We start from the raw sequence: 21844 nt of genomic DNA, 5'->3' as shown, positions 1-21844 counted from the left end.
GCAAGAAGGGCGCCCCGCAGGGCGCCCGGACGGCCAGACACAGGCTCACTTGAAGTTCTTGCGCACGCTCTTGGCGATCTCGCCGACGATCCCGCTGCGGAAGCTCAGCACGCAGAGCACGAAGATCAGGCCCAGGATCACGCTCACCCAGTTGCCGAGTGGCGACTGCGCCAGCATGTGCTGCAGGCTGACCACCAGGCCGGCGCCCACCAGTGGGCCGAACAGCGTGCCCACCCCGCCCAGCAGGGTCATCAGGATCACCTCGCCGGACATGTGCCAGTGGGCGTCGGTCAGCGAGGCGAGCTGGAACACCACCGTCTTGGTGGAGCCAGCCAGGCCGGCCAGGCCCGCAGAGAGCACGAAGGCCACCAGCTTGTAGGCGTCGACGTTGTAGCCGAGCGAGACGGCGCGTGGCTCGTTCTCGCGAATCGCCTTGAGCACCTGGCCATAGGGCGAGTGCACGGTGCGCTGGATGATGGCGAAACCGATCAGGAAGACGGCGAACACGAAGTAGTACATGGCCAGGTTGCTGCGCAGGCTGATCAGGCCGAACAGCGCGCCGCGCGGCACGCCGTGCAGGCCATCCTCGCCGCCGGTGAAGGGGGCCTGGATGAAGACGAAGAACATCATCTGCGCCAGGGCCAGGGTCACCATGGCGAAGTAGATCCCCTGGCGGCGGATCGCCAGGGCCCCGAACAGGGCGCCTACTACCACGGCGGCGAGGGTGCCCACCAGGATGCCCAGCTCCGGCGTCAGCCCCGGATAGCTCGACAGCAGGAAGCCGGTGACGTAACCACCGGTGGCCAGGAAGGCCGCGTGACCGAAGGAGAGCAGCCCCGCATAGCCGAGCAGCAGGTTGAAGGCGCAGGCGAACAGCGCGAAGCACAGCACCTTCATCAGGAACACCGGGTAGGCGACGAAGGGCGCCGCGAGGCCGATGGCGATCAGGACCAGATAGAGCATGCCACGGCGCAGACGGGCATTGCGCTGCCGCTCCATGGCCGGGGTCAGGGTTTGCGTGGTGGCCATGTCGTCATGCCTCCTTGCCGAAGAGTCCCGCGGGACGCAGCATCAGCACCAGGATCATCACCAGGAAGATCACGGTGTTGGCGGCCTCGGGATAGTAGACCTTGGTGAGCCCCTCGATCAGCCCCATGCCCAGGCCGGTGAGCACGGCGCCGAGGATCGAGCCCATGCCGCCGATCACCACCACCGCGAAGACCACGATCAGCAGGCTCGAGCCCATGGTGGGCGAGACCGGGTAGAGCGGCGCGGCGAGCACCCCGGCGAAGGCAGCCAGCGCCACGCCGAAGCCGTAGGTCAGGGTGACCAGCAGCGGCACGTTGACGCCGAAGGCCTGCATCAGCGCGGGGTTCTCGGTCCCCGCCCTCAGGTAGGCCCCGAGGCGGGTACGCTCGATGACGTACCAGGTACCCAGGCAGACCGCGAGGGCCGCCACCAGCACCCAGGCACGATAGGTGGGCAGGAACATGAAGCCCAGTTGGAAGCCGCCCTGCAGTGCTGCCGGCGTCGGGTAGCTGGAGCCCGACACCCCGAAGACGTTGATCAGGGTGCCCTCGAAGATCAGCGCCAGGCCGAAGGTCAGCAGCAGGCCGTAGAGATGATCGAGGTGGGCGATACGGCGCAGGATCAGGCGCTCGATCACCATCCCCAGGCCACCCACCACGATGGGCACCAGCAGCAGTGCCACCCAGTAGCCGATGCCCAGGTAGCGCATCCCCAGCAGGGTGGCGAAGGCCCCCAGCATGTACATGGCCCCGTGGGCGAAGTTGACGATCTTCAGCAGGCCGAAGATCACCGCCAGCCCCAGGCTCAGCAGGGCGTAGAAGGCGCCGTTGATCAGGCCCAGCATCAACTGGCCCATGAATACCGCCAACGGCACTCCGAATATCATCGTCATGTCATGGACCTCTCGTCAGAGGGGCGGCGGCCGAGGCCACCGCCGCTTCGGGCTCTACTCAGTTCTGGACCAGGTCGCACTGGCTCTCGGAGAGCGGCCGATAGGCATCCTCTGCGGGGATCGTGGCGAGGATCTCGTAGACATCCCACTCGCCGGTGGACTCGGCCGGGGACTTCACCTGGGCCAGGTACATGTCGTGGACCATGCGGCCATCCTCGCGGATGTGGCCATTACGGGAGAAGAAGTCGTTGACCGGCGTCTCGGCCATCTTCGCCTTGACCGTCATGGGATCGTCGGTGCCGACCTCTTCCATGGCCTTCAGGTAGTGCATGGTGCTGGAGTAGATGCCCGCCTGGACCATGGTCGGCATGCGCTCGGTGCGTTCGTAGTAGCGCTCGGCCCACTCGCGCGCCTCGTCGTCCATGTCCCAGTACCAGCCGGTGGTCAGCAACAGGCCCTGGGTGGCCTCGAGGCCCATGGCATGAACGTCGTTGAGGAAGATCAGCAGGCCGGCGAGCTTCTGGCCCCCCTGCACCACGCCAAACTGGCTGGCGGCGGTAATGGCATTGACGGTATCGGCGCCGGCGTTGGCCAGGCCGATGATCTTGGCCCCCGACCCCTGGGCCTGGAGGATATAGGAGGAGAAGTCACTGGTCGGAAACGGATGGCGGATCTTGTCGACGATGGTGCCGCCGTTCTCGGTGACCACCTTCTCCACATCGCCCTCCAGGGCGTGGCCGAAGGCATAGTCGGCGGTGAGCAGGAACCAGCTGTCGCCGCCCTGGTCGACGACCGCCTTGGCGGTGCCGTTGGCCAGCGGGTAGGTGTCATAGACCCAGTGGATGTGATTCGGCGTGCAGTGCTCGTTGGTGATGCTCGAGGCCGCAGAGCCGGAGACGATGCCCAGGCCGTTGTTCTCCTCGAGCACCTTGGTCACGGCGATGGTCACCGAGGATGCCACCAGGCCGGCGACCAGGTCGACGTTGCGCTCATCGACCCAGCCGCGCACGGTGTTGGCGCCGACGTCGGCGCTATTGCGGTCGTCGGCGCTGAACACCTCGATGGGGGCGCCGTTGACGCTGCCACCGAAGTCCTCCACGGCCATGCGCAGGGCTTCCAGGCCGCCCGGACCGGCCAGGTCACGGTAGGTGCCGGACATGTCGGCCAGATAGCCGATGCGCACCTCGTTGTCGCTGATCTCGGCCTGGGCGCCGGTGGCCATCATGGCGGTGGCGGCGAGGGCGATGCTGCTGGCGAGGGTCTTCCTGATGAAGGTCATCTTCGTCTCCATGGGCCCGACAGGGCCCTTTGTTGTTGTTGCAGTGGTAGGTAACAAGCGTTGTCGTGGCGATTGCCGGAAAGTGCGACCTGCGCGGGGCGGGAGCGCGAACGCCGCTCAGACCCCCAGCATCGAGTTGAGATCGTCGCGGCGCGAGGGCAACTCGGCCGCCGAGATCTCCTCGATGATCCGGCCGTGCTCCATCACCAGATGACGATCGGCCAGCGGCGCGGCGAAGCGGAAGTTCTGCTCCACCAGCACGATGGTCATGCCGCGATCCCTGAGCTTGACCAGCACCTCGCCCAGCGCCTGGACGATGACCGGGGCCAGCCCCTCGGTGATCTCGTCGAGCAGCAGCAGCCGTGCCCCGGTGCGCAGGATGCGCGCCATGGCCAGCATCTGCTGCTCGCCCCCGGAAAGCCGGGTGCCCTGGCTGCGCCGGCGCTCGAAGAGGTTGGGGAACATCGCGTAGATCTCGTCGATGCCCATGCCGCCGGAGCGCACCGTGGGCGGCAGCAGCAGGTTCTCCTCGACGTCGAGGCTGGCGAAGATGCCGCGCTCCTCGGGGCAGTAGCCGACCCCCAGCCGCGGGATGCGGTGCGGCTTCATGCCGAGGGTCTCGGTGCCGTTGATCATGATCGAGCCGGTGCGCCGCCCCACCATGTTCATGATCGCCTTGAGGGTGGTGCTGCGCCCGGCGCCGTTGCGCCCCAGCAGGGTCACCAGCTCGCCGCGCTTCACGTCGAAGTCGACGCCGTGCAGGATGTGCGACTCGCCGTAGAAGGCATGCAGGTCACTGACCCGCAGCATCTCGGCGCCGTCCAGGTCGCGGTACTCGCTGATCGCCTCGGCTGCCTGGCTCATGCGCTGGCCTCCTCTTCCGTCGCCTCGCTGCCCATGTAGGCCTCCCTGACCCGCGGGTCGGCGGAGACGCTGGCGTAGTCGCCCTCGGCCAGCACCGCCCCGCGGGCCAGCACGGTGATGCGGTCGCACAACCGGCTGACCACGCTGAGGTTGTGCTCCACCATCAGCACGGTGCGGCCCCTGGCCACGCGCCGGATCAGCTCGACGATGCGGTCGACGTCCTCGGCGCCCATGCCCTGGGTCGGCTCGTCGAGCAGCATCATGGTGGGCTCCAGCGCCAGGGTGGTCGCCACCTCGAGCGCCCGCTTGCGGCCGTAGGGCATCTCCACGGTGAGCACGTCGGCGTACTCGCGCAGGCCGACCTCGTCGAGCAGTTCCATGGCCCGGTCGTTGAGGTGATCGAGGGTCCGCTCGGACTTCCAGAAATGAAAGGAGGTGCCCAACCGGCGCTGCAGCGCCACGCGCACGTTCTCCAGTGCGGTCATGTGGGCGAAGACCGCCGAGATCTGGAAGGAGCGCACCAGCCCCAGGCGGGCGATCTGGTTGGCCTTCATGCCGGTGATCGGCTTGCCGCGGTAGAGGATCTCGCCGCGGGTGGGCGGCAGGAACTTGGTGAGCAGGTTGAAGACGGTGGTCTTGCCGGCGCCGTTGGGGCCGATCAGGGCGTGGATATGCCCTTCCCGGACCTGCAGGTTGACGTCGTCCACGGCGGTGAAACCGCGGAATTCCTTGGTCAACCCGCGAGTCTCCAGTATCAACTCCTGGGTCATGTGTCGTCCTCTCTGGATCGCCTCGAACGATCCGCCGTTGATGCGTTTATCGTTGTTGTCGCCGTTGTCGTTGTTATGGCCTTGCCGGCATGGATCCGGTCACCTCGTGTACCGGCCCGGAGAACCCTCTAACCTTTACGTTAACGTAAGCTAGAGGAGTCGAAACCGCTCGGCAACAGTTGAATGGCCGAACTCGACCAATGGCGTAGGAACAAGGAACTTCAATAGCTTGCAAACAAAAAGCGCGATGCCCGGGGAGGGCATCGCGCCGCAATGCAATCATCGCTGTTCTGCAAGGTGTTTTCGCTGTGAGGCCTCAGCACTCGATGGCATTGACCGCGAGACCGCCGCGGGAGGTCTCCTTGTACTTCTCCTGCATGTCGGCCCCGGTGTCGCGCATGGTGCGGATCACCTTGTCCAGCGAGATGAAGTGCTCGCCGTCGCCGCGCAGGGCCATCTGGGCGGCGTTGATCGCCTTCACCGAGGCGATGGCGTTGCGCTCGATGCAGGGTACCTGCACCAGCCCGCCCACCGGGTCGCAGGTCAGCCCCAGGTTATGCTCCAGGCCGATCTCGGCGGCATTCTCCACCTGGGGCACACTGCCCCCCATGACCTCGGCGAGGCCCGCCGCCGCCATGGCGCAGGCCGAACCCACCTCGCCCTGACAGCCCACCTCGGCACCGGAGATCGAAGCGTTCTTCTTGCACAGGATGCCCACCGCCCCGGCGGCGAGCAGGAAGTCGACCACATCGCGCTCATCCGCACCGGACTGGAACTTCATGTAGTAGTGAAGTACCGCGGGAATGATGCCGGCCGCCCCGTTGGTAGGCGCGGTGACCATGCGGCCACCGGCGGCGTTCTCCTCGTTCACCGCCAGGGCGAAGACATTGACCCAGTCCATGGCGGAGAAGGTCGAGGCGATCAGGCTGCCGTCATTCTCCGTGGCCAGCAGGCGACGATGCAGCGCCGCGGCACGCCGGCGCACGTTGAGGCCGCCGGGCAGGATGCCCTCGTTGTGCAGGCCGGTCTCCACGCAGGCCTGCATGGCCTGCCAGATCTCCCACAGCCCGCTGCGGACCTCGGCCTCGCTGCGCCACGCCTTCTCGTTCTCCAGCATCAGTTCGCTGATCCGCAGGTCATGCATGCGGCACAGCGCCATCAGTTCGGCGGCGGAGTTGAAATCGTAGGGCAGGGCCGTCCTGTCGCTGTCCAACTCGCCGGAGCGGGCCTGCTCCTCATCGACCACGAAGCCGCCCCCCACCGAATAGTAGGTGTTGCGGTGCAGCTCATCGCTGTGCCCATGGGCGATCAGGCGCATGGCATTCGGGTGATGCGGCAGGCTTTCGTCGTGCAGCTGCATGTCCCGGGCCCAGTGGAAGGGAATCGCCAGGTGGCCATCCAGCAGCAGGGTGCCGGACTCCAGCAGTTCCTCGATGCAGGGGCCGATGATCGCCGGGTCGATGTGGTCGGGGCGCTCACCCATCAGCCCCACGATCACGGCCCGGTCGGTACCGTGGCCGATGCCCGTGGCCGAGAGCGAGCCGAACAGCTGCACCTCCAGTCGAGCCACCCGCTCCAGCAGGTCCCGCGCACGCAGCTCCTCGAGGAAATCATAGGCAGCCCGCATGGGCCCCACGGTATGGGAGCTCGACGGGCCTACGCCGATCTTGAACAGGTCGAACACACTGATGGACATCTCGCTTGCTCCAGGGCGACACCGGCCGTCGCCATCAAGACCATTTCGACACAATACATGAGCCTGACTAAACCACTGAGCCCATCATCGTGCATGCATGGGTGCCTCGACGAGGCATTTACGCTATGGTCACTCTGTTCGCCGGTCGCCCACAATCGATAATATCTCCTTCTCAATTTAGCAGAACTGAACCATGAGCCGTCATCTCAATGCCCAGACCCATGCCTGGCTGAAGGTCTTCGCGATCAGCGCCCGCCATCTCTCCTTCACCCGCGCCGCCGAGGAGCTGCACGTCACCACCGGCGCGGTGAGCCAGCAGATCAAGCAGCTGGAGGAGCGCCTGGGGTTCAAGCTGTTCCGGCGCCGGCCACGCCAGCTGGAGCTCACCGAGGAAGGCAAGCGCCTGGCGGCGGTGGTGGACCAGGCCTACCAGGCGGTGGGGCTCGAGGTGAAGCGGCTGCGCAGCGGGGTGATGAGCGGTATCATCCGCCTGCGCTCGGTGCCCTCTTTCCTGGCCCGCTGGTTGATGCCGCGACTGCCGCGGCTGCAGGCGCGCTTTCCCGACATCGAGCTGCACGTGATCGCCGAGGACAGCAACATCTCGCTGCGTGAAGGCGACTTCGACCTGGCCATCGATCTCAACGACGGCCACTACCCCGGCTTCTCGATCACACCACTGATGGAGGAGCGGATCTTTCCGGTCTGCTCGCCTTCCCTGCTGCGCGGTCGCCCGCCGCTGCGCCGACCCGAGGACCTGGCCTGGTACCCGCTGCTGCACGATGTCACCGCCTGGCGCGGCAGTCACGACTATGCCGAGTGGGAGCATTATCTCCGAGCCATCGAGGCCCCCCATGTCAACGTGCGCCGTGGCTACACCTTCAACCGCAACCAGCTGATCATGGAGGCCGCCACCGCCGGCATGGGGGTGGCCATCGCCCGCCAGACACTGATCAGCGGCGAGCTCGGCAGCGGTATGCTGATCGCCCCCTTTGCACAGCGGGTGGCCACCGGCATGCATTACGGCATCGTGCATGCCCAGGGAGCCCTGGACGATCGCCGGGTCCTGGCGGTGCACGACTGGATCGTCGAGGAAGCGAGACGAACCGCCACGCCGGACTGAACCGGCCATAGGCAGCATGGCACGATGGCGATACAATGCGATACAACATTGCATGCCATTATCACCGCGGAACTCCCAGATGCCCCATGAGCTGCCTCCCGGCCAACCCTGGCCGATCGGCTTCGCTGCCACCTGCCTGCGCGCCACCCTCTATATCCTGTTCATCGCCGCCCTGGCTCAGGGCGCCTACCTCGAGGCCCTCCACTTCCACGGTGTGCGCTTCACGGAGCGCGGCTTCACCGAGCTGGCCCAGAGCGCCTTGCTGCTCACCGCCTCGGTGCTGCTGCTCTACACCCGTCAGGTACTGAAGGTGCTGCCCACCCTTACCCTGCTGGTGTTCGCCTTCGTCTTCAGTTCACTGATCCGCGAGCAGGATGCCGTCCTCGACCGCTACGTCTTCGACGGCGCCTGGCAACTGCTGGTGACCCTGGTGATCGTGCCGTGCCTCTACCTGGTGATCCGCGCACGGCGCCGCTTCCTGGCCGAGTTCGCCGCCTACGCCAATAGCTTCTCCTTCGGCCTGTTCGCCGCCGGGGTGCTGACCACCTATGTCTTCTCGCGACTCTACGGGCGCAGCGCCTTCTGGGAAGCGGTGCTCCAGGAGCACTATGCACGCACCTTCAAGGATGCCGCCGAGGAAGTGGTCGAGCTGTTCGGCTATGCACTGATCCTGATCGCGGTGATCGAGCTGACGCTGCTCGCCCGGCGCTGGCACCTGGCCCGCCGGGCAGGGTAGCTCACGAGGCAGGCCGAAACGACGACGCCCGCGGCCTTGGCCACGGGCGTCGTCGTTGGTACCGAGCTCCAGGCTCACTCGTCGAGGAACGAGCGCAGCGGCTCCGAACGGCTGGGGTGGCGCAGCTTGCGCAGCGCCTTGGCCTCGATCTGGCGAATCCGCTCGCGGGTGACATCGAACTGCTTGCCGACCTCCTCGAGGGTATGGTCGGTGTTCATGTCGATGCCAAAGCGCATGCGCAGCACCTTGGCCTCGCGGGCGGTGAGGCCGCCGAGCACGTTGCGGGTGGCCTCGATCAACCCCTCGCCGGTGGCCGAGTCGATGGGCAGCAGGATACTGCCGTCCTCGATGAAATCGCCCAAGTGCGAGTCGTCGTCGTCACCGATGGGCGTCTCCATGGAGATCGGCTCCTTGGCGATCTTGAGCACCTTGCGCACCTTGTCCTCGGGCATCTCGAGACGCTCTCCGAGCTCTTCCGGTGTCGGCTCGCGCCCCATCTCCTGGAGCATCTGCCGCGACACGCGGTTGAGCTTGTTGATGGTCTCGATCATGTGCACCGGGATACGGATGGTGCGCGCCTGGTCGGCGATCGAGCGGGTGATCGCCTGGCGGATCCACCAGGTGGCGTAGGTGGAGAACTTGTAACCACGACGGTATTCGAACTTGTCCACCGCCTTCATCAGGCCGATGTTGCCCTCCTGGATCAGGTCCAGGAACTGCAAGCCGCGGTTGGTGTACTTCTTGGCGATGGAGATCACCAGGCGCAGATTGGCCTCGACCATCTCCTTCTTGGCCCGGCGCGCCTTGGCCTCGCCGATGGAGAGGCGACGATTGACCTCCTTGATCTCGGTCACCGGCAGCCGGACCATCTCCTCCTCGAAGGCGATCTTGCGCTGGGCGCGCTGGATATCGCCACGCAGCGGTTCGAGGCGGTCGGCATACTTCGGGTTCGCGGCGGCAAACTCGTCCAGCCACTCCGGACGGGACTCGCTGCCGGGGAAGGTCTTGATGAAGGTCTTGCGCGGCACCCGAGCCTTCTTGACGCAGAGCTGCATCACGGCCTTCTCCTGAGCACGCACCTGCTCGACGCTGATGCGAACCTGGTTGACCAACCGCTCGAAATGCTTCGGCACCAGCTTGATCGGCGAGAACAGCTCGGCCAGGCGCGCCTGCTCGGCCAGGGCCTCCGCGGAGCGACGACCGTGCTTCTCGATGGCAGCCTGCACCAGGGCATTCTGCTCACGGATCTGCTCGAAGCGCGCCTTGGCCTCTTCGGGATCCGGGCCGCCCTCACTGCTGCTGGTATCGTCGTCCTCGGCGTCCTCATCGCCGTCGCCGTCCACGTCGTCACCGAGATCGTCACTGACCTCGGGCTCGGGGATCTCGGCCTCGGCCACCCCGGGGATACCCTCGTCGGGATCGATGAAGCCGGAAAAGAGGTCGGACAGACGCCCGGGCGCCTCCTCGTCCTGGGTGGCGTCATAGGCCTCGAGGATGGACTCCACGGCACCGGGCAGGTAGGCCAGCGCCGACATCACTTCGCGCGTGCCCTCCTCGATGCGCTTGGCGATCTCGATCTCACCCTCGCGGGTCAGCAGCTCCACCGTGCCCATCTCGCGCATGTACATGCGCACCGGGTCGGTGGTCCGGCCCACATCGCTTTCCACCGCTGCCAGCGCCGCCACGGCCTCCTCGGCGGCCGACTCGTCGGTGGAGTGATCGGACATCATCAGGGTATCCTCGTCGGGAGCCTCCTCGACGACGCTGATACCCATGTCATTGATCATGCCGATGATGTCTTCCACCTGATCCGGGTCGGCGATATCCTCGGGTAGATGGTCGTTGACCTCGGCATAGGTCAGGTAGCCCTGTTCCTTGCCGCGCGCGATCAACTCCTTCAGACGTGACTGCTGCTGCGCATTTCCAGCCATAGAAACCCTATCTCGACGAAGAAGAATGAAGCACCTGAAGCACTGAGGCGGAGAAAACTCGATAAGCCGAACAGTATAGCGGGGTAGACCGCCCTTTTGCCAGTTCGATGTATTTGCGCGGTCATTCAGGTGTGTTAGGTTGTCAGGTTGCGTCCCGCTCATGTGACGCTGGTGTATATGGTGATGGTAGGAGGAAAATCAACCCCGTGGCCAATTTCCGGCGATCGCCACGCCCCTTCCCACATGCGACGGCCAGTCTCACCCCTTCAGCTCCATCAACAGCCCGTTCAGCCGCTGACGCTCCTCTGGCGACAGCCGCTCCCCGGCCTGCATCCGGGCCAGCAGGGCGTCGTACTCCTCCTGAGGCGAGCGCCGCCGGCGATGGCGCTGGAAGTAGGCCACCCAGTTGTCCAGCTCCGTCCCCCGCAGCGCCCTCGGGACCAGGGGCTCGCGACGCGCCAGCTCCGCCAGCCGCTCGCCCTCGCGACTGCCGTGAAAGTGCGCCAGCAGCACCTGGGCGCTGCGGTAGCGCCCCGCCCGCAGCAGCCGGATCACCTCCCGGCACAGCACACCATCGCTATCGTCCGCCGGGCACCAGTCGTCGCCCTCGGGCACCCGCTCGATCAGTAACGGCTCGTGCACCAGCAGCTGCAGCATTCGCGCCACCAGGCTCAGCGAGCCGCTACCGGCCCCGCGCCGCCCGCCCCCCTCGGGGGGTGGCACCTCGTTTCCCGGCACGTCGGGCTCATCGCCGCCCCCGCTCGCCTCGCTAGGCGCCGAGTCGCTCCCCGGGGCGCTGCGCGCCAGCAAACTCTCGAAGCTTGACTGGTCGACGCCGGTACGCCGCGAGAGTTCACTGAGCATCAGCGACTTGAGCACGCCTTCCGGCAATCTGCCGAGCGCCGTCAGCACCTGGCTGGCATAGCGTTCACGATCCTCCATCCGGGCCAGGTCGCGCCCCGCCGCCGCCTGGTCGAAGAGAAACTCCGACAGCGGGCTGGCGCAGGTGATGCGGTCCTGGAAGGCCTCAGGGCCCTCGCGGCGCACCAGGGTGTCCGGATCCTCGCCTTCGGGCAGGAACAGGAAGCGCGCCTGGCGGCCGTCGATCATCAGCGGCAGCACCGTCTCCAGCGCCCGGGCCGCCGCCTGGCGGCCCGCCCGATCGCCGTCGAAGCAGAACACCACCTCGCCCACCAGCCGGAACAGCCGGGAGAGATGCTCCTCGCTGGTCGAGGTCCCCAGCGTCGCCACGGCGTTGCGGATGCCGAACTGTGCCAGGGCCACCACGTCCATGTAGCCCTCGACGATCACCAGGCGCTCGAGGCGCGATTCGGCCTGGCGCGCCTCGAAAAGCCCGTAGAGCTCACGTCCCTTGTGGAACACCGGCGTCTCGGGCGAATTCAGGTACTTGGGCCTGGCATCGCCCAGCACCCGCCCGCCGAAGGCGATGGTGCGCCCCTTGAGGTCGCGGATCGGGAACATCACCCGGTCGCGGAAGCGGTCATAGGTGCGCCCGCTCTCCTCCCGGTGCACCAGCAGGCCATACTCCACCTGCACCGCCTCGGGGATCCCCCGCTCGTCCAGGTGGCGCTTGAGCGCCTCCCAGCCGTCGGGGGCATAGCCGATGCCGAAGGCCTGCTGGACCTCGGACGACAGGCCGCGACGCGCCAGGTACTCCCGGGCCGCGCCGGCTTCCGGCATCTTCAGCCGCTCGCGGAAGAAGGCCGCCGAGAGCTCGAGCAGGTTGACCCCCTCCTTGCGCTTGCGCTCCCGGGCCTGTGCCCGCGGATCGTCGGCGCCCTCCCGGGGCACCTCCATGCCGAGACGGGAGGCGAGTTGCTCCACGGCTTCCGGGAAGCGCAGCTTGTCGTACTCCATCAGGAAGCGCAGGGCGCTGCCGTGGGCACCGCAGCCGAAGCAGTGGTAGAACTGCTTGTCGGCGCTGACGGTGAACGACGGCGTCTTCTCCTGGTGGAAGGGGCAGAGCCCCGAGTAGTTGCGCCCGGCCTTCTTCAACTGCACGCGCTCGCCGACCACCTCGACCACGTCGACGCGAGCCAGCAGGTCATCGATGAAACGCTGCGGAATCTGACCGGCCATCCTGGTGAACTACCTCGAGCGGGGCGACAACGAGCGCGCGGCGGAAAAAACAAGCGGCCACCTAATGGCGGCCGCTTGGCGTCCCTCCTGAGACGGCCCGCGCAATGCGCTGCGGCCGACTCCAGTACGGATCAATAGAGCCGTTCGAAACGCTTGCGCTCGCGCTGAAGCTTCTTGGCATGGCGCTTGACGGCGGCAGCCGCCTTGCGCTTGCGCTCTGCGGTCGGCTTCTCGTAGTTCTCGCGACGACGAACCTCGGAGAGAACACCGGCTTTTTCACAGGAACGCTTGAAGCGACGCAGCGCGACGTCAAACGGCTCGTTATCACGTACTTTGACAGAAGGCATTAAGCACTCACCTACCTTAGGAAACTTGAGTTCGGTTAGTACGCACACCCCTGCGGGCGGCTCCTGCCGCTGGCACCATGCCCGACCTTGCCGGCGAACCGTCGTCGGACGGTACCGGAAAGCAACAAACCCCGGGCGGATGCGTCACGGGAAATCGCCACCTGGGTGCACGACCCAGTCTTGCAGCGCACAATAGTCTAGACCCGAGGCACAGGCTTTGCAAACCGTTTCCACCCCGGCCCCTGCCGTCCCGCGGCCAAAGCGCGTAGAATACGGCCCTCCCCCGCACTACCGAGCCATCACCATGCGCGTACTGGGCATCGAGACTTCCTGCGACGAGACCGGCGTCGCCCTCTTCGACAGCGACCGCGGCCTCGTGGCCGACGCGCTCTACAGCCAGGTCGCCATGCACGCCGACTATGGCGGCGTGGTGCCCGAACTCGCCTCCCGCGACCATACCCGCCGGCTGCTGCCGCTGATCCAGCAGGTGCTCGACGAGGCAGGCCTGGCCCGCCACGAGCTCGACGGCATCGCCTACACCGCTGGCCCCGGCCTGGTGGGGGCGCTGATGGTGGGCGCCAGCACCGCCCACGGCATGGCCCGTGCGCTGGGCATCCCGGTGCTCGGCGTCCACCACATGGAGGGCCACCTGCTGGCGCCGATGCTCGAGGACGAGCCGCCGGCCTTCCCCTTCGTCGCCCTGCTGGTCTCCGGCGGCCACACCCAACTGGTGGAGGTGCGGGGACTGGGACACTACCGGCTGCTCGGAGAGTCGGTGGACGACGCCGCCGGCGAGGCCTTCGACAAGGCGGCCAAGATGCTCGGCCTGGACTACCCGGGCGGCCCCCATGTGGCCCGGCTGGCCGAGGCGGGCGACCCGAAGCGCTTCCGTTTTCCCCGGCCGATGACCGACCGGCCGGGCCTGGACTTCAGCTTCTCGGGGCTCAAGACCCATACCCTGACGGCGATCCGCGAGCTGGAGGCGGCCGGGAACCTGGACGACCAGGCGCGCGCCGACGTGGCCCGGGCCTTCGAGGAGGCGGTGGTGGACACCCTGGTGATCAAGTGCCGCCGCGCCCTCGACGCGACCGACCTCAAGCGGCTGGTGGTGGCCGGCGGGGTGAGTGCCAACGTGCGCCTGCGCGAGCGCCTCGAGCGCGAGACCGACAAGCGCGGCGCCCGCGCCTACTACCCCCGCGGGCGCTTCTGCACCGACAACGGGGCGATGATCGCCTACGTGGGCGCCCAGCGGCTGCTGGCCGGCGAGCACGACGAGACCGGCATCATGAAGGCCGTGCCGCGCTGGCCGATGGATAGCCTCGAGGCCCCGGCCGGCACCTGACGGCTGGCGACCTTCTCCCGCGGCCGACCCTCGGGCAGGCGCTCAGCCAAGAGCCAGTTGCCGCCTGGCTACCAGAAGCGGGCGAGACAGGGTAACGATGCGAAGCGATATATACCCGGGGACGCTGACAACGAGCGCTGCGGCGCGCGGGAATCGACAGGGATGTCGATTCAGGGCCGGCAAGAGGGACCTTGTTCCGGCCCGACGCGCAGGCCGCAAGCGATGTGTCAGGGTTTCGTCCACGGGATCGCGAGCTTCGTCACCCTCCCGAGCCACCGACGTCGCGGGTTGACTAGTCGTGACGGCGCCCCAACCCCGGCTCGTCACCCCGCCCCAGCCGGCGGATATTGAGCACATGGCGTGCCAGCACCAGCAGGGTGAAGGCGATCACCACCCCGACATAATCCGGCGCCAGCCAGATGCTGGCCAGCGGCGCCAGGGCCGCACTGGCCAGGGTGGCGATGGCGGCGGTGCGCACCCGCCAGGCCAGCAGTGACCAGAGCGCCGCACAGACCAGCGCCACCCAGGGCGTCAGTACCAGCATCACGCCGAAGGCGCTGGCCACCGCCTTGCCGCCGCGGAAGCGGTGCCAGGCCGGATAGCTGTGGCCCAGCAGCACACCGAGACCGACCAGCCCCTGGGCCCAGGGCGGCATTCCCATGGCCATGGCCAGCCACAGCACCGGCATGCCCTTGGCCGCATCCACCACCAGGGTGGCCAGGGCCAGGCGCGTGCCGTAGAGGCGCAGCACATTGGAGAAGCCGGGATTGCAGGAACCGGCCAGGCGCGGGTCACGCACGCCGGCGAGCCGGCACACGGTCAAGGCACCGAGCCAGGTACCACTGAGGTAGCCCAGCGCCATCAGCGGGAGAAGGAGTTCGGGTTGCACCGCCACGGGCCGGCCTCTCGTTGTTGTCCGACGACGAATTCTGCCAGCCCCGGGCGCGACAGGACAGCCGGGCGTCGTCCGCGCGGTGTCGTTGCGCGCCGCGCTCACGTACAATCCCCGCCACATTATCTCTACCACCACCCAGCCCGGAAGCACCATCCATGGATCTTGTGCTGATCGAGTCGCTCGCCGTGGACACCGTGATCGGGGTCTACGACTGGGAACGCACCATCACCCAGCGCCTGGTGCTCGACCTCGAACTCGCCACCGACATCCGCCCGGCCGCGGCGGACGACGACATCGCCCTGACGCTGGACTACGCCGCCGTCAGCGAGCGCATCGTGGCCTTCGCCGGCGAACACGACTTCGCCCTGGTGGAGACCTTCGCCGAGCGGCTCGCGACCGCCCTGCGCGAGGAGTTCGCCATCGCCTGGCTGCGCCTGACCGTGCGCAAGCCCGGTGCCGTGGCGGCCGCCGCGGCGGTGGGGGTGCGCATCGAGCGCGGCACCCCGCCGGAGGACAGCTGATGGCTCGGGTCAGCGTCAGCATCGGCAGCAACATCGACCGCGACCGCTACGTGCGTGCCTGCCTGGACGCGCTGACGGCCACCTTCGGCGAACTGGCCGTCTCGCGAGTCTTCGAGAGCGAACCGGTGGGCTTCGAGGACGGCCGCAACTTCTACAATCTGGTGGCGACCTTCGCCAGCGACTGGCCGGTGGGCGAGCTGCAGGCCTGGTGCAAGCGGCTGGAGTTCGCCAACGGCCGACGCAAGGACAGCCCCAAGTTCAGCCCCCGCACCCTGGACATCGACCTGCTGACGGTAGGCGACCTCACCGGCCTCCACGACGGCATCGACCTGCCGCGCGACGAGATCCTTCATCACGCCTTCGTGCTGCAGCCACTGGCCGAACTGCTGCCGGAAACGCGCCATCCGCTCACCGGCCGGACCTATCGTGCCCACTGGGCGAGCTTCGAGGCCGGCGATCAGCGCCTCTGGCCGGTGGACTTCGTGTGGGCCGGCCGTACGATCTCCCGGGCCGACTAGCCCCCCCTCGTTCACCGTCACAGCGCGGCGTCGATCGCCTCACGCCGTCGCCGGGCGAGCTCCGCGCCCAACTCACGCCCCTTGAACCCCTCCTCCATCAGCAGGGCCGGGAGAATCTGCGCCGCCAGCCGCCAGGCCAGCGCCAGGTCCTCGGCCAGCTCGGGAGCATCCAGGCTGACCAGGCTGATCAGTGGAGCGACCCGCTCGCTGCGTCGCCAGGCATCGATGCCATCGAGCCAGGCCATTACCCGTGCGCCATCCGGTGCCGCACATGCGGCCTCCAGCCTCAATGTCCGCGTCAGAGCGGCCTGGTGCGCCAGGTCGGCATGGGCCCTGGGCAGGCGCAGGCGCTCGGCCAGGGCCGCTCGCGCCGGCTCCGCCAGGTGCTCGACCAGCCGAGCCCAGCGCCAACGGACCTCCTGCTCGGCCTCGATGTCCTCGGGCAAGCGGTGCAGCCGTCCCAGTGCCTGGTCCAGGGCCTCGCGGTCTGCCACCAGTTCCGGCAACAACTGCGCCAGGGCGCCACACTCGTCCAGGGCCTGGAAGTAGACCTCCGGCCAGGGCTCCCCGAGGGCCTTCTCGGTCTCGGTCCAGACACGCTCGGCCACCAGGTGGGCCAGCTCGCCGCTGTCCACCAGTTCGGCCATCAGTGCCCGGGTCTCGTCGGCGATGACGAAGCCGAGCCCGGCGTAGCGGGCCAGGAACCGGGCAGTGCGCAGCACCCGTAGCGGATCCTCGACGAAGGCCGGCGATACGTGGCGCAGCCGCCGTGCCTCCAGATCGGCCAGGCCGCCGTGGGGATCGATCAGCTCGCCCCCCGGTGTCTCGGCCATGGCGTTGATGGTCAGGTCGCGCCGCGCCAGGTCTTCCTCGAGCGTCACCTCGGGACTGGCGTGCACCGAGAACCCGGTGTAGCCGTGGCCGGACTTGCGCTCGGTGCGGGCCAGGGCGTACTCCTCGTGGGTCTCGGGATGCAGGAAGACCGGGAAGTCGCGCCCCACCGGCCTGAAGCCCCGGCGGGTCAACGCCTCCGGCGTGGCGCCCACCACCACCCAGTCGTTGTCGTAGACCGGCCAGCCGAGCCGCGCATCGCGCACCGCCCCGCCGACCCGATAGACCTCGAGCCCGTGCAGGTACGGGTCCCGTGCCTCGGCCATGGCTCAGCGCTCCACCCGCTCGGGATACCGCAGCCGCCAGCCGGCGAAGCCCCCGTCGAGGCTGTAGACCTCGGCGAAGCCCTGGCCCGCCAACCAGTCGGCCGCCTGCTGGCTGGAATGGCCGTGGTAGCAGACCACCACCAGCGGACGCTCCCGGGGGATCTCCTCGAGCAGGGCCGCCACGCTGTTGTTGTCCAGGTGGCGACTGCCGGGAATATGGCCCTCGGCGAAGCTCATGGGATCGCGGATATCGACCAGGGTGAGCGTGGTGTCGCTGGAGAGCCGCTCGCCCAGGGTCGGAATGTCCAGGTGTCGAAAAGCAGGTGCGTCCATGGTGGACTCCGGGTCGTCGGAATGGGGAATCAGGAGTGGCCCCGGCGACTAGGCACACTGACACGCTCGCCGCTCGCCAGGTTCAGGGCCGTCAGGCGACCGCCCCAGACACAGCCGGTATCCAGTGCCTCGGCGCGGATCCGGCAACCGGGCAGCCGGCCCTGCAGGGCGGCCCAGTGGCCAAACAGCAGCCAGGGGTCGTCGGCACGCGGGTACTGGAACCAGGGGGCGAAGCCGGGAGGGGCACTGTCGAGCCCCTCCTTGGTGGTGAAATCGAGCCGTCCCTCGGCGTCGATGAAGCGCATACGGGTGAAGGTGTTGACGATCACCCGCAGACGATCGATGCCTTCGAGGTCGTCGCGCCAGCGGGATGGCTCGTTGCCGTACATCCGCTCGAGGAAGGCCCCGGCGTGCTCGCTGGCCAGCCGCGCCTCGAGCTCCCCGGCCAGGTCGGCGGCAAGTGCCACCGACCACTGGGGCGGCAGCCCGGCATGGGTCATCACCGTCTCGCCGTTGCCGGGTGTCCCGGCAGCACGCATCAACAGGGGACGTGACTGCAGCCAGTCGAGCAGCCGCTCGCGGTCCGGCGCCTCGAGCACCTCCGCCAGGGTGTCGCTGGGCTTCACGCGTTCTCCCCCCCGCGCCACCGCCAACAGGTGCAGGTCGTGATTGCCGAGCACCGTGGTGGCCGCCTCGCCCAGCGCCATCACCTCCCGCAGGCAGGCCAGCGACTCGGGCCCGCGATTGACCAGATCACCGGCGAGCCACAGCCGGTCCCGGCGTGGATCGAAATCGAGCCGTTCGAGCAGCGCGACGAATTCGGCGTGGCAACCCTGCAGATCACCGATGGCGTAGGTGGTCATCTCCGCTCCTTGCGACGCGTGTGATTGCTCAGTGCACCTGGTTGGGGCCGGCCAGCCGGAAGGGCGCGATGGCCACCTCGAAGGGACGCTGGCTGGCGGTATCGACACAGGTGTAGGCCCCCTCCATCACCCCCACCGGGCCATCGAGGATCGCCCGGCTGGTGTAGCGAAAGGTCTGGCCCGGGCCGATCATCGGCTGCTGCCCCACCACGCCCTTGCCGCGCACTTCCTGCACCTTGCCACTGCCCTGGGTGATCTTCCAGTAGCGGGCGAGCAGCTGCACACTGCGCTGGGAGTGATTGTGCACCGTGACCGTGTAACTGAAGACGAAACGCTGCTCGTCGGGGGCAGACTCCTCCACGCGAAAGACCGGCTCCACGTCGACACGCACGGCATCGTCGAGTTCTTCGGGGGTTCTCAGGGTCATGGGGTCGCTCCTTGCCCGGTATCGGCCAGGTGGTTGGCGATGCGCACGAACTCGGCCACCGTCAGGGTCTGAGGGCGGCGGCTGGGGTCGATCCCCAAGATCTCGAGGTCGGCCGCCTCGATGCGGCCCTTGAGGTTGTTGCGCAAGGTCTTGCGCCGCTGGCCGAAGGCTTCGCGGACCAGGGTAAACAACTGCGCCTCGTCATGCGCCCGGTGCGGCCGTTCGGCGTGGGGGGTGAGGCGAACGATGGCGGAGTCGACCTTGGGCCTCGGCACGAACGCCTCCGGCGGTACCACGAACAGCGAGTCGACCCGGCAGTGGTACTGGGCCATCACCGAGAGCCGGCCCCAGTCGGCCCCGCCCGGTTCGGCAGCCAGACGGTCGACCACCTCCTTCTGCAACATGAAATGCATGTCGGCGACCGCGTCACCGGCCTCGAGCAGGTGCATGATCAGGGGAGTGGAGATGTTGTAGGGCAGGTTGCCGACCACCCGCAGCGGCTCTCCCTCGCCCCGGAGTGCTCGAAAGTCGAACTTCAGGGCGTCGCCCTCGTGGATCACGAACCCGGCATGATTGAAGAACTGCACGCGCAGTCCGGGGATCAGGTCACGGTCGAGCTCGATCACCTCCAGGTGCCCGCCGGCCGCGTCCAGCAACGGTTCGGTCAGCGCACCCTGGCCGGGGCCGATCTCCACCAGGCGCTCGCCGGGCCGCGGCCCGATGGCGCGCACGATGCGCGAGACGATGCCCGGGTCGCGCAGGAAATTCTGGCCGAAACGCTTGCGGGCCCGATGAACCGGGGGGCGGGATGCCATTCAGGGGTGTCCTTCTATCGCTGTGGTCTTCTGCTGGATGCTATACGGTGTGATCCGGCGACAGCCCCCGGGGTGCCGGACCATCGCGGAGGCGCTGTGAACCCTTACATGGGCGCCACTTCAGCGCCGCGCCGGGCCATGTCGGCGGCCAGCGCCACGGCCACCGCGAGGCTGCCCGGGTCGGCGCTGCCGCGGCCGGCCAGGTCCAGCGCTGTGCCGTGATCCACCGAGGTGCGCACCAGCGGCAGGCCCAGGGTGATGTTGGCGGCGCGCCCGAAGCCGGCGTACTTGAGCACCGGCAGGCCCTGGTCATGGTACATCGCCAGCACCGCATCGACGCCCTCGAGGTGTCGCGGAGTGAACAGGGTATCGGCGGGGAGCGGGCCGTCAAGGGCCAGGCCCTCGGCGCGCAGCGTCTCCAGCGCCGGAATGATGACGTCAAGCTCCTCGCGTCCCAGGTGACCGCCCTCCCCGGCGTGGGGGTTGAGTCCGCAGACCGCGATACGCGGCGCCTCGATGCCGAACCAGCGCCGCAGGTCGGCATCGAGGATGCGCAGGATTCGCGCCAGGCGGGGCCCGGTGATGGCATCGCTCACCTCGCGCAGCGGCAGGTGGGTGGTGGCGAGCGCCACGCGCAGCGCGCTATCGCCCCGCCAGCCCGGCTGGCCGGCGTGCAGGGCGCTGTCGGTGGCCAGCAGCATCACCACCTCGTCGACGCCACAGGCATCGCGCAGATACTCGGTGTGGCCGCTGAAGCCGGCATGACCGGCGTCGAGGATCACGCCCTTGTGCAGCGGGGCAGTCACCATGCCGGCGGCGTGGCCCTCCCGGCAGGCTCGAATCGCCACATCCAGGGTCTCGAGCACATAGGCGGCATTGGCCGGCTCGAGCACGCCGGGCCGCGACGGCGCGCGCAACGTCACCGGCCATACCGGCAGCACACCGGGGCGAGGTGCCGGCAAGGGATCGCCAGCCGCGAGCTCGACGAGATCGATGCCACGACCGATGAGCGCGGCCCGCTCGGCCAGCAGCGCCGGATCGCCCACCGCCACCACGCGGCCCACCGGAACGGCCCTTGTCGCCAGCATCACCGCAAGCTCCGGCCCGATGCCGGCGGGCTCGCCGGTGGTCAGCGCCAGGACGGGGGACGGGGTACCGGCCATCAGCGGTCGTCGAGTCGGTTGTCGACGAAGGCCTGGGAGCGGATCTCCTGCAACCACACCTCCAGCTCCTCGTTGGCCTTGCGCTGGAACAGCGCCTGGCGGATCTGGTCGCGCCGCGCCTCGCCACTGACATCCTGCTGGCGGCGCTCCTCCACCTGAATCAGGTGGTAGCCGAACTGGGAGCGCACCGGCGGGGAAACCTCTCCGATCTCGAGTTGCGTCAGGGCCTCCTCGAAGGCCGGCACGGTCTGACCGGGGCGCACCCAGCCGAGCTCGCCGCCATTCATGGCGCTGCCGCGGTCGCCGCTGAATTCCTGGGCCAGGGCGGCGAAGCTCTCGCCCGCCTCGAGGCGACCGCGCAGCTGCTCGGCCAGTCGACGGGCCTGGTCGTCGTCGCGGTCGGGGGTGAGATCGATCAGGATATGGCGAGCGCGATGCTCCTCGATCACCACCTGGTCGCCGCCGCCGCCCTGCTGTTCGAGAAAGCGTTCGACCTCGCGGTCGCTGACATTGATCCGGCTGGCCACCTGACGCTGCTGCAACTCGCGCAGCAGCATCTCACGGCGTACCTCTTCGCGCACCGACGCCAGGGTCAGGCCGTCGGCCTCCAGGGCATCGGCGAACTGCTCCAGGGTCATGCCGTTGCTCTCGGCGATGGCACGCACCTGGCGGTTGAGCGCGGTGTCGTCGATGGAGAGCCCGGCGTCGCGGGCCATCTGCAGCTGGATCTCCTCGACGATCATGCGGTCGAGCACCTGCTCACGCAGGACACGCTCCGAGGGCGCATCGATGCCGCGCCCGGCGAGCTGGCTGCGGGTCTGCACGACACGCTCGTCGAGTTCGCTCTCCATGATCGCGCCCTCGTTGACCACCGCCACGATGCGGTCCAGCGCCCGGCGCTCCATCGGCTGGAAGTCCTGGGCCTGGCCCGCCGGCGGCAAGACCCCGAGACACAGAGTCAGGGCCAGGCCGGCGCCCAGGGTGGCGGTACGTCGACTGCGCATAACGTTCTTTCCTCTCATCGATTCTCTCATTGGCGGTCTCCG

The 21844-nt window shown here is 67.9% G+C and carries 22 protein-coding genes; 5 read left to right on the top strand and 17 right to left on the bottom strand.

Going from position 1 to position 21844, the window contains the following annotated elements:
• Positions 1-45 precede the first annotated feature (45 nt).
• From QLQ85_RS18510 to QLQ85_RS18485, 6 genes are all read right to left on the bottom strand, one after another.
• Positions 46-1029, bottom strand: a complete 984-nt coding sequence (locus QLQ85_RS18510; RefSeq protein ID WP_282740337.1) for a branched-chain amino acid ABC transporter permease — start codon at positions 1027-1029, stop codon at positions 46-48.
• A 4-nt stretch (positions 1030-1033) separates the two neighbouring features.
• Positions 1034-1921: a branched-chain amino acid ABC transporter permease gene (locus tag QLQ85_RS18505; protein WP_282740336.1), complete on the bottom strand. Its 888-nt coding sequence runs from the start codon at positions 1919-1921 to the stop codon at positions 1034-1036.
• A gap of 58 nt (positions 1922-1979) precedes the next feature.
• Positions 1980-3200 (bottom strand): ABC transporter substrate-binding protein, encoded by a 1221-nt coding sequence (locus QLQ85_RS18500; protein ID WP_282740335.1) that lies wholly within the window; start codon positions 3198-3200, stop codon positions 1980-1982.
• 117 nt (positions 3201-3317) lie between these two features.
• Positions 3318-4064 carry an ABC transporter ATP-binding protein gene (locus QLQ85_RS18495; protein WP_282740334.1) on the bottom strand — a complete coding sequence of 249 codons (747 nt, stop codon included), beginning with the start codon at positions 4062-4064 and terminating at the stop codon, positions 3318-3320.
• Positions 4061-4834: an ABC transporter ATP-binding protein gene (locus tag QLQ85_RS18490; RefSeq protein ID WP_282740333.1), complete on the bottom strand. Its 774-nt coding sequence runs from the start codon at positions 4832-4834 to the stop codon at positions 4061-4063. The genes QLQ85_RS18495 and QLQ85_RS18490 overlap by 4 nt, the downstream gene beginning before the upstream one ends.
• A gap of 316 nt (positions 4835-5150) precedes the next feature.
• A complete protein-coding gene (locus QLQ85_RS18485; RefSeq protein ID WP_282722944.1) occupies positions 5151-6530 on the bottom strand; it encodes an L-serine ammonia-lyase in 1380 nt (459 codons plus the stop codon).
• A gap of 193 nt (positions 6531-6723) precedes the next feature.
• Between QLQ85_RS18485 and QLQ85_RS18480 the strand changes: the two genes are divergently transcribed.
• Both QLQ85_RS18480 and QLQ85_RS18475 read left to right on the top strand, forming a co-directional pair.
• Complete coding sequence (locus QLQ85_RS18480; protein ID WP_282722945.1) at positions 6724-7650, top strand: LysR substrate-binding domain-containing protein; 927 nt, start codon at positions 6724-6726, stop codon at positions 7648-7650.
• Between the two features lie 79 nt (positions 7651-7729).
• Positions 7730-8386 (top strand): hypothetical protein, encoded by a 657-nt coding sequence (locus tag QLQ85_RS18475; protein ID WP_282740332.1) that lies wholly within the window; start codon positions 7730-7732, stop codon positions 8384-8386.
• Between the two features lie 74 nt (positions 8387-8460).
• On the opposite strand, the gene rpoD is transcribed toward QLQ85_RS18475, so the two are convergent.
• The 3 genes from rpoD to rpsU form a co-directional block, all read right to left on the bottom strand.
• Complete coding sequence (rpoD, locus tag QLQ85_RS18470; protein WP_282740331.1) at positions 8461-10317, bottom strand: RNA polymerase sigma factor RpoD; 1857 nt, start codon at positions 10315-10317, stop codon at positions 8461-8463.
• 258 nt (positions 10318-10575) lie between these two features.
• Entirely contained in the window at positions 10576-12417 is a 1842-nt protein-coding gene (dnaG, locus tag QLQ85_RS18465) for a DNA primase (RefSeq protein ID WP_282740330.1), read from the bottom strand.
• A gap of 131 nt (positions 12418-12548) precedes the next feature.
• Positions 12549-12764 carry a 30S ribosomal protein S21 gene (gene rpsU / locus QLQ85_RS18460; RefSeq protein ID WP_086622362.1) on the bottom strand — a complete coding sequence of 72 codons (216 nt, stop codon included), beginning with the start codon at positions 12762-12764 and terminating at the stop codon, positions 12549-12551.
• A gap of 304 nt (positions 12765-13068) precedes the next feature.
• On the opposite strand from rpsU, the gene tsaD reads away from it, so the two are divergent.
• Positions 13069-14106 (top strand): tRNA (adenosine(37)-N6)-threonylcarbamoyltransferase complex transferase subunit TsaD, encoded by a 1038-nt coding sequence (gene tsaD, locus QLQ85_RS18455; RefSeq protein ID WP_282740329.1) that lies wholly within the window; start codon positions 13069-13071, stop codon positions 14104-14106.
• A gap of 292 nt (positions 14107-14398) precedes the next feature.
• Here tsaD and plsY read toward each other — a convergent pair whose 3' ends face one another.
• Positions 14399-14968 carry a glycerol-3-phosphate 1-O-acyltransferase PlsY gene (plsY, locus tag QLQ85_RS18450; RefSeq protein WP_282740484.1) on the bottom strand — a complete coding sequence of 190 codons (570 nt, stop codon included), beginning with the start codon at positions 14966-14968 and terminating at the stop codon, positions 14399-14401.
• 188 nt (positions 14969-15156) lie between these two features.
• On the opposite strand from plsY, the gene folB reads away from it, so the two are divergent.
• Both folB and folK read left to right on the top strand, forming a co-directional pair.
• Complete coding sequence (folB, locus tag QLQ85_RS18445) at positions 15157-15522, top strand: dihydroneopterin aldolase (RefSeq protein WP_282740328.1); 366 nt, start codon at positions 15157-15159, stop codon at positions 15520-15522.
• Positions 15522-16040, top strand: a complete 519-nt coding sequence (folK, locus tag QLQ85_RS18440; RefSeq protein ID WP_282740326.1) for a 2-amino-4-hydroxy-6-hydroxymethyldihydropteridine diphosphokinase — start codon at positions 15522-15524, stop codon at positions 16038-16040. Before folB ends, folK begins: the two co-directional genes overlap by 1 nt.
• A 17-nt stretch (positions 16041-16057) precedes the next feature.
• On the opposite strand, the gene QLQ85_RS18435 is transcribed toward folK, so the two are convergent.
• The 7 genes from QLQ85_RS18435 to QLQ85_RS18405 all read right to left on the bottom strand — a co-directional run bounded on the left by QLQ85_RS18435 (position 16058) and on the right by QLQ85_RS18405 (position 21802).
• Positions 16058-17197 (bottom strand): polynucleotide adenylyltransferase, encoded by a 1140-nt coding sequence (locus tag QLQ85_RS18435; RefSeq protein WP_282740325.1) that lies wholly within the window; start codon positions 17195-17197, stop codon positions 16058-16060.
• Positions 17198-17200: 3 nt separating this feature from the next.
• Positions 17201-17530 (bottom strand): thiosulfate sulfurtransferase GlpE, encoded by a 330-nt coding sequence (gene glpE / locus QLQ85_RS18430; protein ID WP_282740324.1) that lies wholly within the window; start codon positions 17528-17530, stop codon positions 17201-17203.
• Between the two features lie 29 nt (positions 17531-17559).
• On the bottom strand, positions 17560-18393 hold the full coding sequence (locus tag QLQ85_RS18425) for a symmetrical bis(5'-nucleosyl)-tetraphosphatase (RefSeq protein WP_282740323.1): 834 nt from the start codon (positions 18391-18393) through the stop codon (positions 17560-17562).
• Between the two features lie 28 nt (positions 18394-18421).
• Positions 18422-18820, bottom strand: a complete 399-nt coding sequence (apaG, locus tag QLQ85_RS18420; protein WP_282722955.1) for a Co2+/Mg2+ efflux protein ApaG — start codon at positions 18818-18820, stop codon at positions 18422-18424.
• Positions 18817-19635, bottom strand: coding sequence for a 16S rRNA (adenine(1518)-N(6)/adenine(1519)-N(6))-dimethyltransferase RsmA (gene rsmA / locus QLQ85_RS18415; RefSeq protein WP_282740322.1), 819 nt, complete (start codon positions 19633-19635; stop codon positions 18817-18819). The genes apaG and rsmA overlap by 4 nt, the downstream gene beginning before the upstream one ends.
• 104 nt (positions 19636-19739) lie before the next feature.
• Positions 19740-20798 (bottom strand): 4-hydroxythreonine-4-phosphate dehydrogenase PdxA, encoded by a 1059-nt coding sequence (gene pdxA / locus QLQ85_RS18410; RefSeq protein WP_282740321.1) that lies wholly within the window; start codon positions 20796-20798, stop codon positions 19740-19742.
• Positions 20798-21802 (bottom strand): peptidylprolyl isomerase, encoded by a 1005-nt coding sequence (locus QLQ85_RS18405; RefSeq protein ID WP_282740320.1) that lies wholly within the window; start codon positions 21800-21802, stop codon positions 20798-20800. The genes pdxA and QLQ85_RS18405 overlap by 1 nt, the downstream gene beginning before the upstream one ends.
• Positions 21803-21844 lie beyond the last annotated feature (42 nt).

Origin of the sequence: Halomonas kalidii (genome assembly GCF_030010475.1) — a bacterium.
Lineage (GTDB): Bacteria > Pseudomonadota > Gammaproteobacteria > Pseudomonadales > Halomonadaceae > Halomonas > Halomonas heilongjiangensis.
The sequence above is the reverse complement of the archived record's forward strand: the minus strand, read 5'-3'. Positions and strand labels throughout refer to the sequence as shown.